General features: G+C 48.1%; 12 protein-coding genes. 6 read left to right on the plus strand and 6 right to left on the minus strand.

What is annotated here, in order from left to right; translation table 11 throughout:
* The first annotated feature begins 13 nt into the window (after nucleotides 1-13).
* The 3 genes from dnaB to ACRJJO_RS18065 all read left to right on the plus strand — a co-directional run bounded on the left by dnaB (nucleotide 14) and on the right by ACRJJO_RS18065 (nucleotide 3256).
* Entirely contained in the window at nucleotides 14-1408 is a 1395-nt protein-coding gene (gene dnaB / locus ACRJJO_RS18055) for a replicative DNA helicase (RefSeq protein ID WP_046061130.1), read from the plus strand.
* On the plus strand, nucleotides 1405-2481 hold the full coding sequence (gene alr / locus ACRJJO_RS18060) for an alanine racemase (RefSeq protein WP_431067020.1): 1077 nt from the start codon (nucleotides 1405-1407) through the stop codon (nucleotides 2479-2481). Before dnaB ends, alr begins: the two co-directional genes overlap by 4 nt.
* Before the next feature lie 349 nt (nucleotides 2482-2830).
* On the plus strand, nucleotides 2831-3256 hold the full coding sequence (locus tag ACRJJO_RS18065; protein ID WP_431067021.1) for a DNA-binding response regulator: 426 nt from the start codon (nucleotides 2831-2833) through the stop codon (nucleotides 3254-3256).
* A 10-nt stretch (nucleotides 3257-3266) separates the two neighbouring features.
* Here ACRJJO_RS18065 and ACRJJO_RS18070 read toward each other — a convergent pair whose 3' ends face one another.
* The gene (locus ACRJJO_RS18070) at nucleotides 3267-4010 is read right to left on the minus strand and encodes a HesA/MoeB/ThiF family protein (RefSeq protein ID WP_431067022.1); all 744 of its coding nucleotides are present in this window, start codon (nucleotides 4008-4010) and stop codon (nucleotides 3267-3269) included.
* 137 nt (nucleotides 4011-4147) lie between these two features.
* Between ACRJJO_RS18070 and groES the strand changes: the two genes are divergently transcribed.
* The 3 genes from groES (at nucleotide 4148) to ACRJJO_RS18085 (ending at nucleotide 6791) form a co-directional block, all read left to right on the plus strand.
* A complete protein-coding gene (groES, locus tag ACRJJO_RS18075; RefSeq protein WP_341325502.1) occupies nucleotides 4148-4435 on the plus strand; it encodes a co-chaperone GroES in 288 nt (95 codons plus the stop codon).
* Nucleotides 4436-4492: 57 nt separating this feature from the next.
* Nucleotides 4493-6151 carry a chaperonin GroEL gene (groL, locus tag ACRJJO_RS18080; protein WP_431067023.1) on the plus strand — a complete coding sequence of 553 codons (1659 nt, stop codon included), beginning with the start codon at nucleotides 4493-4495 and terminating at the stop codon, nucleotides 6149-6151.
* A gap of 385 nt (nucleotides 6152-6536) precedes the next feature.
* Nucleotides 6537-6791 (plus strand): Rho-binding antiterminator, encoded by a 255-nt coding sequence (locus tag ACRJJO_RS18085; protein ID WP_431067024.1) that lies wholly within the window; start codon nucleotides 6537-6539, stop codon nucleotides 6789-6791.
* Between the two features lie 104 nt (nucleotides 6792-6895).
* Here ACRJJO_RS18085 and ACRJJO_RS18090 read toward each other — a convergent pair whose 3' ends face one another.
* The 5 genes from ACRJJO_RS18090 to ACRJJO_RS18110 all read right to left on the minus strand — a co-directional run bounded on the left by ACRJJO_RS18090 (nucleotide 6896) and on the right by ACRJJO_RS18110 (nucleotide 12826).
* Entirely contained in the window at nucleotides 6896-7309 is a 414-nt protein-coding gene (locus ACRJJO_RS18090) for a host attachment protein (protein ID WP_404360915.1), read from the minus strand.
* Between the two features lie 160 nt (nucleotides 7310-7469).
* The gene (locus ACRJJO_RS18095) at nucleotides 7470-8963 is read right to left on the minus strand and encodes a Ni/Fe hydrogenase subunit alpha (protein WP_431067025.1); all 1494 of its coding nucleotides are present in this window, start codon (nucleotides 8961-8963) and stop codon (nucleotides 7470-7472) included.
* Between the two features lie 834 nt (nucleotides 8964-9797).
* On the minus strand, nucleotides 9798-10337 hold the full coding sequence (locus tag ACRJJO_RS18100; RefSeq protein ID WP_046061026.1) for an NADP oxidoreductase: 540 nt from the start codon (nucleotides 10335-10337) through the stop codon (nucleotides 9798-9800).
* Entirely contained in the window at nucleotides 10330-11046 is a 717-nt protein-coding gene (locus tag ACRJJO_RS18105; protein ID WP_431067026.1) for a 2Fe-2S iron-sulfur cluster-binding protein, read from the minus strand. The genes ACRJJO_RS18100 and ACRJJO_RS18105 overlap by 8 nt, the downstream gene beginning before the upstream one ends.
* 1 nt (nucleotide 11047) lies before the next feature.
* Nucleotides 11048-12826, minus strand: coding sequence for an NAD(P)H-dependent oxidoreductase subunit E (locus ACRJJO_RS18110; protein WP_431067027.1), 1779 nt, complete (start codon nucleotides 12824-12826; stop codon nucleotides 11048-11050).
* Nucleotides 12827-13130: the final 304 nt, after the last annotated feature.

Here is a 13130-nt window from a genome sequence, read left to right on the forward strand (position 1 = left end):
CTTGACCGAAAATATGTCTGAAGAATATGTATTCGACCGCGATTACGCAACCGAAGCTTTAAAAGTATCGCCGCATTCAATACAAGCCGAGCAATCCGTGCTCGGCGGTTTGATGCTGGATAACCAAACCTGGGATTCGATCGCCGATAAAGTTGTTGAAGGCGATTTTTATCGCAAGGATCATCGAATGATTTTTCGGGCTATCGAAAAATTGGCCGAAAAACAAGATCCTTTCGACGTCATTACTTTATCCGAGGCACTGGCTTCCGCCGGACAATTGAATGAGGTCGGCGGTCTGGCCTATTTAGGTACCTTGGCAAAGGATACCCCGAGTGCTGCGAACATTGTCGCTTATGCGACTATTGTTCGCGATAAGTCCGTTTTAAGGCAGTTGATCCATGTCGGAACCGATATATCCGATTCGGCTTTTAGTCCTGAAGGGCGCGATACCTCCGAATTACTCGAAAATGCCGAGCGCCAAGTATTTCAAATCGCCGAACAGCGCCAACGCGGGCAGGGTGGTTTCACGTCGATCAAGTCGTTGCTGGCGCAGGCAGTCGATAAGATTGAAATGCTTTACGAGCAGGAAGGCAATATCACCGGTGCCAGCACCGGATTTAATGATTTCGACGAAATGACCTCGGGCCTGCAGCCGTCCGATTTAATTATTGTTGCAGGCCGACCTTCAATGGGTAAAACCACGATCGCGATGAACATGGCGGAGAATGTTGCGATTAAAGGCGATAAACCGGTTGCTGTGTTCAGTATGGAAATGCCTGGAGACTCCTTGGCGATGCGTATGATGTCCTCATTGGGACGTATCGATCAGCATAAAATTAGAACCGGTAAACTTGATGACGACGAATGGCCGCGTTTGACTTCGGCGATTAATTTATTGGCTGAAACCAAACTGTTCATCGACGATACGCCGGCGTTGACGCCGACTGAAGTGCGTTCGAGAGCGCGTCGATTGATGCGCGAGCATGGCCAGTTGGGCTTGATTGTTTTGGATTATTTGCAATTGATGCAGTCTCCGGCAAGCGGCGATAATCGGGTTCAGCAGATCTCCGATATTTCTAGAGGCTTGAAAGCCTTGGCCAAGGAACTCAATGTACCGGTTATCGCGTTATCCCAGCTTAATCGGAACTTGGAACAGCGGCCCAATAAACGGCCGGTGATGTCCGATTTACGTGAGTCGGGAGGTATCGAACAGGATGCCGACGTAATCGTATTTGTTTATAGGGATGAGGTTTACAATCCGGATAGTCCGGAGAAAGGCGTTGCTGAAATTATCATCGGTAAGCAACGTAACGGTCCGATAGGCACGGTCAGGTTGACTTTCCTCGGACAATACACTCGGTTTGAAAACTTTGCCGGAAACCCTTACGGCGGAGACGATTACGAATGACGCCGGCCGCTTATGTCAAATTGAACCTGGATGCGTTAAGCCATAATTTGAATGTGGTTAGACGCTACGCGCCAGACTCGAAAGTTATGGCGGTGATTAAAGCCAACGCATACGGGCATGGCTTGTTGCGTGTCGCAGAACGATTAATCGATGCGGACGGCTTTGCCGTGGCCCGCGTCGATGAAGGTATCCGCTTACGCCAAGCCGGTATTTCGCAACGCATCGCGGTTATGGAAGGTTTTACGTGTTCTGAGGAATTGAACGATTTGATCGATTTTGGTTTAGATCCCTTAATTCACTCGTTCGGGCAGTTGGATATCATTGATCGAGAATTCGGCTCTATCGGAATCAATGCTTGGTTGAAAATCGATACCGGCATGAACCGTTTGGGGTTTTCGGCTGACGAGGTCGAAAAAGTTCATCAGCGTTTGAGATCGAGTTCGTTAATCAAGCAGCCGGTTGGTTTTATAACCCATTTGGCAAATGCCGACCTGAGATCCGATCCAATGACTTTGAAACAAATCGACTTATTTAACAGGACATTGTCGGGTTTTGCAGGGCCGCGTAGTATCGCGAATTCAGCCGGGATTTTAGGTTGGCGGGAAGCGTTGACCGACTGGGTAAGACCCGGAATTATGTTGTATGGGATTTCTCCGTTCCCCGAAACGACTGGAGGTGATTTCGATTTAAAGCCGGTCATGGCTTTGCATTCCCGGTTGATTGCCGTTAAATCCGTTCGGCAAGGCGACGCGGTGGGTTACGGCGGTGCTTGGGTGTGCGATAGGCCAATTACGATGGGGGTTGTCGCAATTGGCTACGGGGACGGTTATCCTCGTCATGCTCGATCCGGCACGCCGGTTCTTGTTAACGGCAAGCGCGTCCCGATGATCGGTAGGGTATCGATGGATATGATCACGGTCGATTTGAGCGAACAAGACGATGCCAAGCCGGGTGATCCAGTGACGCTATGGGGAGGAGCGTTGCCCATCGAAGAGGTAGCGTCTTGGTCGGGAACCATCCCCTACACACTGGTTTGCGGCATTACTCAGCGAGTGCAGATTGTTGAAGAGTAAGTGTTCAGTCCCCCTTTTTGAAAAAGACGACTGCACGGATGCAGGAGGTAGGGCAACGCAGGAGCAGTTGCCGAGGGGCTAGGGGGGACTTTTTAAATAAATCCCCCTTTTTCAAAGGAGGAGGCCTACAATTACGCCTGAATTGCGGTAATTTGCAAACGGGGTCTGAATACTTACGCTGAAGAGTGATCTAGGTTGAGCAATTTAGTACTTTGGTACAGTTAACAATTACGTAAAACAGACTAGACTCTTTTTTAAGTTGAAAACATGGATGATTTTGACTCAAATAAGCAAGGAGGGAATGGAGTGGTATTTTGAAAGCCGGATAACCTAAACGATCGGTAACTTTATGATTGATCTGCAAATAATTGATAACGACGAAGACATTCTGCGGTTTATCGACGATCCGAGCCTAAAAATACGAGTCGATCATGACGAAATAAAAGCCTTGATCGCGGTTGAAAGAGACAAGCCGCTTGTCGTTGTGCTTCGATATGAACTTCGCGAACAGCAAACCGCCGAATATATCGCGTTATTGAATGCGGCAAGTCCCGATAGCAAAATAATTTTGATCGCACCTGAATTGACCGATCGCGAAGTCATCGATTGTTTGCTATCGGGGGCTCAAGGTTATTTACAGTTTACCGATTTGGCAAGATTTTTTAATAAGGCAGTCAAGGTGATTCGGGAAGGAGAGGCTTGGGTATCCCGCCGAATTATCTCGTTGATGTGGAAAAAAATTCAACATCCGGTGAAAAAAGTGCAATTCGGGTGATTTTATTCATCTATTTTCCGCAAGTAGGGCAGTTCGGGTTTTTTCTTAATTTCATGCTGTTCCATTCCATCGTCAAACCATCTAGTAATAATAATCGCCCGGTTAGCGTTTCGCCGGCGCCGGTAATTAACTTAATTGCCTCAAGCGCTTGAATGCAGCCAATAATGCCGGTAATTGGCGCAATAACGCCGTTGGTTGCGCAATTCTGCATCTCTTCCCCCGTGTCCGAGTACAAACAGTTGTAACATGGGCTGTCATGTAATCCCGGTGTAAAAACCGACACTTGGCCTTCAAATCTTATCGCGGCTCCGGATACCAATGGTGTTTGGTGTTTGACACAGGCGCGGTTAATCGCGAATCGCGTCGAAAAGTTATCGCTACAATCGAGGACGATATCGGCTTTTTCTACGGTTTTATCGAGCGCGATTCCGGTCAAGCGTTGCTTGAAAATATTAACCTGAGTATCCGGGTTTAATTTTTTTAAGGTCTTTTGGGTTGAAATTACTTTGTCCGTCCCAATATCGTCGGTGTAGTGAGCGATTTGTCGCTGTAGGTTCGAAAGGTCGACTGTGTCGTCATCGTAAATAGTGATTTGTCCGACACCGGCTGCCGCGAGATAAATGGAAGCCGGTGAACCAAGGCCGCCCGCACCGACGATCAAGACGTGTGCGCCAAGCAATTGTTGCTGGCCTTCGATATCGATTTGCGGCAGCATGATTTGCCGGCTGTAGCGTAATAGTTGGTCGTCTTTCATATTTTAGGATAAATATCAATTTAGGTGCGAATGATGCCAAAGAACTTGACAGACTGCAAAAGCTGATTATTATTAGCACTCATTACTAGCGAGTGCTAATAATCCACTTTATTGTTTATATCGATTAGGAGATATTGATGAAAATACGCCCTTTACACGACAGAGTAATTATCAAACGTGTTGAAGAAGAAACCAAAACCGCCGGCGGTATCGTACTGCCTGGTTCTGCCGCCGAAAAACCGAGTCAAGGTGAAGTTTTAGCGGTAGGAACCGGTAAAGCGCTCGACAACGGTCAAGTTCGCGCGTTAGAAGTTAAAGTCGGCGATAAAGTGTTATTTGGTAAATATTCAGGTAGCGAAGTCAAAATCGACGGTGAAGAAGTCGTTGTGATGCGCGAAGAAGACATCATGGCTGTTCTGAGCTAACGGACTCTTTTTAACTGATTAAGTATTTAACATTAACCACAGAATCTAGGAATAAACATGGCAGCAAAAGAAGTTAAATTCGGTAGTGACGCACGTACCCTGATGGTTGCAGGTGTCAATATTTTAGCGAATGCGGTAAAAGTCACTTTGGGTCCTAAAGGCCGTAATGCGGTTTTAGATAAAAGCTTCGGCGCACCGACCATCACCAAAGACGGCGTCTCGGTTGCGAAGGAAATCGAATTGAAGGATAAATTCGAAAATATGGGTGCGCAAATGGTTAAAGAAGTCGCGTCTCATACATCCGATGTTGCCGGTGACGGTACCACAACTGCGACCGTTCTGGCTCAATCCATCGTTAATGAAGGCTTGAAAGCAGTTGCAGCCGGTATGAACCCAATGGACTTGAAGCGGGGCATCGACTTAGCCGTGACTACGGCGGTTAAAGCCATCGAAGCGGCAGCAACCCCTTGCACAGACAGCAAAGCGATTGCGCAAGTCGGCACGATCTCGGCCAACTCCGATGAGTCGGTCGGTCAAATCATCGCCGAAGCGATGGAAAAAGTCGGTAAAGAAGGTGTCATCACCGTCGAAGAAGGTTCAGGTCTGGACAACCAACTCGATGTTGTCGAAGGGATGCAGTTCGATCGCGGTTACCTGTCTCCATACTTCATCAATAATCAAGACAGCATGAGCGCTGAATTAGAAAATCCGTTCATCCTGCTGTACGACAAAAAAATCTCCAACATCCGTGATTTGTTGCCGGTACTGGAAGGTGTTGCCAAATCAGGTCGTCCGTTGTTGATCGTTGCCGAAGACGTCGAAGGCGAAGCGCTGGCGACTCTGGTTGTCAACAATTTGCGAGGCATCGTTAAGGTCGCTGCGGTTAAAGCGCCTGGCTTCGGAGATCGTCGTAAAGCGATGCTTGAAGATATCGCGATTTTGACTGGCGGCACCGTGATTTCGGAAGAAGTCGGTCTGTCTTTGGAAAAAGCTGAATTGGATCTTTTGGGCACAGCGAAAAAAGTGCAAGTCACTAAAGACAATACTACGGTTATCGACGGTGCTGGCACAGATGAAAGCATCAAGGCACGGGTAGCACAAATCCGCAAGCAAGCCGATGATGCATCTTCCGACTATGATAAAGAAAAATTGCAAGAGCGTTTGGCTAAATTGGCCGGCGGTGTTGCAGTGATCAAAGTCGGCGCGGCGACTGAAGTCGAAATGAAAGAGAAAAAAGCGCGCGTTGAAGATGCGCTGCATTCTACTCGTGCTGCGGTTGAAGAAGGTGTGGTTGCCGGTGGTGGTACTGCACTGGTCCGCGCTTTGAAATCGCTGGAAGGTTTGAAAGGTTTGAATCACGATCAAGACGTCGGTGTCAATATTCTGCGTCGTGCAATGGAAGAACCTCTGCGCCAAATTGTCAAAAACGCGGGGGAAGAGTCTTCAGTCGTCTTGAATGAAGTTGCAAAAGGTACAGGTAACTATGGTTACAATGCAGCAACCGGCGAATACGGCGACATGATCGAGATGGGTATTTTGGACCCGGCGAAAGTGACTCGTTTCGCGCTACAAAATGCAGCATCTGTTGCGAGTCTGATGATCACCACTGAAGTGATGATCGCCGACGCACCAAGCGACGATAAAGGCGCTGGCATGCCGGATATGGGTGGCATGGGCGGAATGGGTGGTATGGGCGGAATGGGCGGCATGATGTAATCGCCGTTCGAGCTCATCGCTTGACGCAAAGCCCCGGCCGATTTATCTCGGCCGGGGCTTTTTTGTTTTTTGCATAAACCTAAAAAGAGAAGTTGAATTGTGTTGTAGACTGTTCGTGCTGAGCCAAGTCGAAGCACGAACCTAAATTCGGCAGTTTAACCATGAAGCGGATGAAGTTCATGAAGTATTACAAGAGATTACCTAAATATTCCCGCTAACCTCTTGGGTGAACGATGGTTCTAGAAAAACGAATAACAAGTTAGTGAATTGACTGCTTATTCTTCATGATCTTCATGGTGAATGCTTTTTTAGGATGAAGGGTCTACAGCAACACTTTCACCGGCGCTCAACTGATCTTTTGAAGATAAATACAAAGAGTGATCATATGAAGAATCAACCGATCGCCTGCGAGCTTCACGACTACATCGAAATAGCCTGCATGTTCGGCTATCGCGTCAAATTGATGCTGACGGAACATCGAATTGTTGAAGGAAAAGCGGTCGATATCGTGACTGAACAGGATAAGCGCGAATTTTTGGTTATTGATAGTGGGGAAAGGCAAAAAGTCGAACTATCCAAAATCGTTGAAATGGAAACGCGGACCCCGGGGGCGAAGTTTCAAAGCATTCGTTTCAAATAAAAATTTCTTAAGGGGCGGAAGGCCCCGGTTGATTTAAATCGGGGCCAGGTCATGGGCTTAACGCTGCTTTAACATTTGTTAAGGCGGAGTTAAATGGTTATCGATCAGAGATAGCTTCGGATGCTGGACTCGTCTTGAGCAACAAGGTTTTTGTCGATCGATTTGCCGACTAGTTTCTTGATTTGGTCGTTAAGGGTTTGACGTAGCGTACCGAGGAAGGCTGGAGGGGCTATTAATACGAGATCGTTGAATTCGTTATTAACTCGGCCCTGTTCCAATTTATCGCCTATTTGTTGGGCAAAGCGGATGGCCTCTTGTTGCTTGACATCGGTAACCGGTTCAAATGAATGTGCTCCGTTACCGCGTCCACCTTGTTGATCGGAAACGACATCCTGCGTTTTGAGCTTTCCCTCGGCATGGACTAAGTCTTCAAGTTCCCGTAACGGTTCTTTTCTGCCCTCATAGAAAAAAAAACGTGCTCTGCTGCTATCTGCTACTACGACCCATTTACTATACATAAGCTGTACTCCTTAACCAATATGTCGGAACGGTTTATCGCATCCGTGCAATTATGGCCGACATTCCTTTGTCATATTGAGTGTAGCTCTTTGCCTAGGGTTTGTCTAAAGGAAAGGTGCAGCGCTTGCCATACCTTTTATACTTAGACGGTTTTTTCGATCATAAGGGAGAAATAACACCATCGCTATGTTTAACTAATTTATCGATGAGTTGCCCGTCAGCGTCGATTAGCTCCAATTGCAAAGGCATTTTTCCGACCGCGTGGGTTGCGCACGATAAACAAGGGTCGTAGGCGCGGATTGCGACTTCTAGATTATTTAATAGCGGTTCGGTCAATTCGCGACCGTTTAAATATTCGGCGGCGACCTGACGGACTGATTCGTTCATCCCCATGTTATTGCTGGTTGTTGAAACGATCAAATTGGCGCGGGTGACAATGTCGTTTTCATCGACTTGATAATGATGAAATAGTGTGCCGCGAGGGGCCTCGATCACACCGATACCTTCGAATCGCTTTTCACCTTGCGCGACGAGGTCGTTACTCATGATTTCCGGGTCGTTTAGTAAGACTTTGATGCTTTCGGCGCAGTGTAGCGTTTCTATCATGCGCGCCCAATGGGTTGCCAGCGTGCTATGAACCATTGCTTCACCGCCGTGTTGTTTAAATTCGATGCGAGCCGCCTCGGCCAACGGGGTGTCGATATAGTCGCAGTTATTGACGCGGGCCAGTGGGCCGACGCGGTACCAGCCGTTTTCCTTACCTTCCGACAACAAATAAGGAAACTTCATGTAGGTCCAGGAACGGACTTCTTCATGAATATAATCGTTGTAGCGACAATAATCGACATGGTCGAGGATGGTTTTGCCGTTGTCTCTTTTCGCGCGCAGACCTCCGTGATAAAGCTCCAGCGCACCGTCCGGGCGGGTGAGGCCCAGATAATTACTGCGTATCGTCGCGAAATCGTCGTAATAAGGCAGATTCGAACAATGGACTCTTTTGACCAGCTGTACGGTTGCCGCCGCCCATTCGATCATTTGATCGATATCGGTCAACAAATAATCGCGCTCTTCACGGGATAACGGTTTGTTCATGCCGCCGGCGATTGCACCGGTGCCGTGAACGCGCTTGCCGGAAATCATGCGGATCACTTCTTGGCCGTATTTGCGAAGCTTGACTCCCTGTACACCGATTTCGGGGTGCTCGGCCAGTACCGCGATGATGTTGCGTTTACCGATCTCGCTTTCGAAGCCGAACAATAAATCCGGGCTCGACAAATGGAAAAAATGTAAGGCGTGGGACTGCATAACTTGGCCGAAATGCAGCAAGCGTCTTAATTTGGTTGCGGCCGGAGGCAGATTTTCCGGGTCGATGCCGACGAGCTGATCGATTGCCTTGGCGGCGGCTAAATGATGGCTGACCGGGCAGATGCCGCATAGCCGTTGTACTAATACCGGCAGTTCCCAATAAGGGCGCCCCTGAATGAAGCGTTCGAAGCCTCGAAACTCGACGATATGTAAGCGGGCTTGTTGGACCTTGTTGTTTTCATCGAGCAATAAAGTGACTTTGCCATGACCTTCGACCCGCGATACCGGATCGACCACGACACGTTTAAGGTTTTCCGGGCTGGCGGCTGTTTCTAAATGTTCGTACATAAGTGTTCTCGATAATTTTATTGGCTCGCGCAGAGGCGCAGAGTTTTTTAAGATGCTAACGAAAAAGTGAATTGAGTGAATTATTCATTTGCTTACCATGTTTAATACTTTTCAGTGAATCTCAATGGCGCATTTGACAACAAACGATCCAATTTCATTCTCAGTCATGGTTTAGGCAGGGTAAACGCATTAAAATAATCAACATAAGAATATGTTATCCTGTTGCTTAGAACGCTTAGTCAATTCGGTTTAACTTATGGTGCCCCTCCCTGGGCCCCGTTAGGCCGCGCCGAGCACTGGCGATTTTGCCGAGAATAGCCCGTTAGGGGAGCGGCAGGGATGCCGCTCGTTTTCGGAGGGCTAAGGATAGCCCTTCCGAAAACCCTCGGCAAAATCGTCAGCGCGCAGGATGCAGCGGCCTCCGGGTGTCTTTTCTTTTGGATACTTTTCTTTGGACAAGCAAAGAAAAGTATCGCGGTTGTCGGTCCGCGAACCGACTACACATAAGCGTCGCGATAGCGACACAAAGCCTTATTTAGGTTTCAAACAAACCAAATCTTATAGTTAACCAGGAAAAAAAGAATATTTTAACTATCTGATTTTCTATAGTGTATTAATGCGTTTGCCCTGATGGTTTAGGCTATCTCCATTGTTTTCGGAGGTATACATAACAAAAATTCTAGCGCAGAGGCGCAGAATTTATTTCATGGTTCGCTCAATGATAGGATTCATCGCACAAATCCATTAGACTGCCGAAATCTTAATAATGCTGTTCTCAGCGCCTCTGCGGGAAATAAATAATCCTTTCGAATTAACTCAGCGCGAGAATCCAAATTAATCATAATGCACCAACTCGTAAGGCAGTGACGGTTCGCGGCCTTCGAGCAGGTCGGTCAAGAATTTCCAAAAAACATCGGCCGACGGCGGGCAGCCCGGTAGGAAATAGTCGATCTTGACGATTTCATGAATCGGGCGAACCTTGTCCAGCAATAAAGGTAGCTCCGGGTCGCTTGGAATCTGCGGGTTTTCGACGCCAATACCGTCTAAGTACGCTTCGCTAAGGCATTCTTCGAGTGGTATAAAGTTGCGCATCGCCGGCAAGCCACCGTTGATGGCGCAGGCGCCGACCGCGACCAGTGTTTTGCAGTTTTTACGAAATTCGCGCAGCACATGAACGTTTTCCGAATTGCAGACGCCTCCTTCGATTAAGCCGATGTCGCAATTCGTGCAATGTTCGATGTCGGTAATCGGCGAACGGTCGAATTCGACCGCCTCGGCGAGTTGCAGCATGCGTTCGTCGATGTCGAGAAACGACATGTGGCAACCAAAACAGCCGGCTAGCGATGTGGTTGCGACTCTGATTTTATTAGTCATGACTCTCATGCTCCGTTTCCAAGCTGACTTGATCGATTTGTTTATGATCGTAAATACGTTGTCCGATCGGGATCGTATAGCCGGTTCGTTTGATCAGAATCGCTCCGGTCGGACAAATGTGCGCGGCTCGGTCGCTGGGATCGATATCGCTGTCTTTCAACTGCCCGGACTCGGAATTAACGATCAAGTGCTTGTTAATACCGCGGCCTGAAATCGCAAAAACGTCTTTACCGTCGGCTTGTTGGCTGGCCCTAACGCATAAGGTGCAAAAAATGCAGCGATTATGGTCGATCATGACGTCCGAGTGGCTCGCATCCATTTTACGTTCCGCGTAAAAATGCGGAAAATGATTGTCGAGCATATTCAAATGGTAGGCGACCCCTTGTAATTGGCAGTTCCCGGATTTTTCGCAGGACGGGCAAAAATGATTGCCTTCGACGAATAGCATTTGTGTTATTTTTTGGCGGTCCTGATTGATTTCGGTCGTTTCGCTTAATACATTTTGGCCTTCGGTTGCCGGGAATGTACAAGCCGAACAAGTGCGGCCATTGACATTAACGTTGCATAACTTACAGCTACCGTGCGGCGTGAATTCCGGGTGATGGCATAGATGTGGAATATAAACGCCGGCCGCAGTAGCGGCATCCATGATGGTTTGGCCATCTTCGAATGGAATGGGCTTGCCGTCCAAGGTAAATGTTTTGCTCATGCTATTCCTCCACCTGGGCTAGATGTGCCCCTGCATCATTACGGTTTGCCATGCGTCTGGCAGTTTCAAGGGAAGCGTTCAAATCGAAGCCGGGCTCGTAACTGATTTTTTTCAATTGGTTTTGGTATAAGTCGGGATATCTTTCTAAAGTATGAATGATCGGATTGGCCGCCGTTTGGCCTAAACCGCAATGACTATGGTTTTTAACCAGGCGGGTCAGTTCTTCAAGGGCAACCACATCGCCGGCCGAACCATGGCCGTCGACGATTTTGTCGAGTTGTTTTTTCAGCAACGACGTGCCGACCCGGCAAGGCGTGCAGAACCCGCAGCTTTCATGCGCGAAGAAATCAGTGAAATTACGCACGATGTCGAGAATGTTGCGTGTCGAATTGAAGACGATGAACGAGCCTCCCGTGGCTAAATCCTCGAATCCTAGTATGCGATCGAGTTCCCGGTTGGAAATAAAGGTGCCGGACGGTCCGCCGATTTGAACGCCAAGTACATCATGGGCACCGCAATCCTCCAGAATTTTCCGGACGGTAACGCCAAACGGATATTCGTAAATGCCGGGACGTAGACAGTCGCCGCTAATGCTAAGAATTTTGGTGCCTTGGGATTTTTTCGTGCCTTTATCCGCGAACCAAGCGCCTCCGTGTAAGGCAATGTTGGCGGTGGCCGCGAAAGTTTCAACATTGTTGACGACCGTCGGTTTGTTTAAATAGCCTTGAGAAACAGGGTAGGGCGGACGATTTCGCGGAATACCGCATTTGCCTTCTAAGGATTCGATGAGTGCCGATTCCTCGCCGCAAATATAGGCGCCGGCGCCTAGACATATCTCAATATCGAAATTTAGGCCTTTGCCAAGAATGTTATTGCCCAGCAAGCCGGCCTGACGGCGTTGTTCGAGAACGTTTTCCAATTTTTGGTAGAGATGAAGGTATTCGCCGCGTAAATAGAGAAAACCTTGCTTGGCACCGATAAGTGCCGCGCAAATAGTCATGCCTTCGAAAACATGGTCGGCATAGCTATTCAGTAATACTCGGTCTTTGAATGTTCCGGGTTCGCCCTCATCGGCATTGCAGACCACATAGCGTTCTTGTTCCGATTCTTCGGAGCAAAATCGCCATTTCATCGCCGTTTTAAAGCCTGCGCCGCCTCGTCCTCTGAGTCCGGATCGATCGACTTCCGATAGCGTTTCTTTTAGGCCGCGTGCGAAGGTCGCTTGGAGACCTTCTCCGGCAGTAAGGCGACTGCTCAATAGCAAATCGTATTGATAGATGTTATCGCCGACCTCAAAGAATTCCTTGGGCCAGTCCTCAAGTGCTTTTTGTTCGTCGATTAATTGTGCGATCGCGTCGATTCTGGGTCGGTCAAGTTGAGTGATCGCGCGGCCATTAATGAGCCCGGCGGGGCCTTGATCGCACATGCCGGTGCATGAAGTATTATCCAAGCTGACCAATCCGTCTTCACGAATGCTGCCGGGCGACACGGAAAGTTTGTTAGATAAATAGTCCATCAAATTGTGTTTGCCGAGCATGTGATCGGTAATCGAATCGCTGATCAATATATCGTAACGTCCGCGCGGTGTTAAATGAAGAAAGCTATAAAATTCAATGACGCCGATAATGCGTGTTGTTGGAATGTTTAATTCCTTGGATAGCAAGCGAATGGCTTGGTTCGGAATGTGGAAGTATCGCGCCTGAACGGCGCGTAATATAGCTAAAAGCCGAGTTGGGCGCCTTGCGTGGGTTTCAACGAGATTTTGAATGAACGATTCCATGGTGTCTCTCTGCTGCACTGGGTTATGACGGAGGAGCTTAAGTTCAACTATATGCCAATATTAAAAAAAATACCATTACGATAGAGTGAACACAGTGTTTTCGAATGTTGGCAATTTCAGCATATTTTGTCAGTTGGGCTCTGTATAAGGGTTATTCGGCTGGTATAACCTCGCTATCTCCGTTGAAAGTTGCGATTCCGGACTCAGGGATGCTCACGATTTTCGTGCATAAACTAAAACATTCACGGCGTAACTATTCAGTCCCCCGGCAATTATCGTTCCCACGCTCTGCGTGGGAACGCCT

Source organism: Methylotuvimicrobium sp., assembly GCF_050611805.1.
In the GTDB taxonomy this organism is placed as follows: domain Bacteria; phylum Pseudomonadota; class Gammaproteobacteria; order Methylococcales; family Methylomonadaceae; genus Methylotuvimicrobium.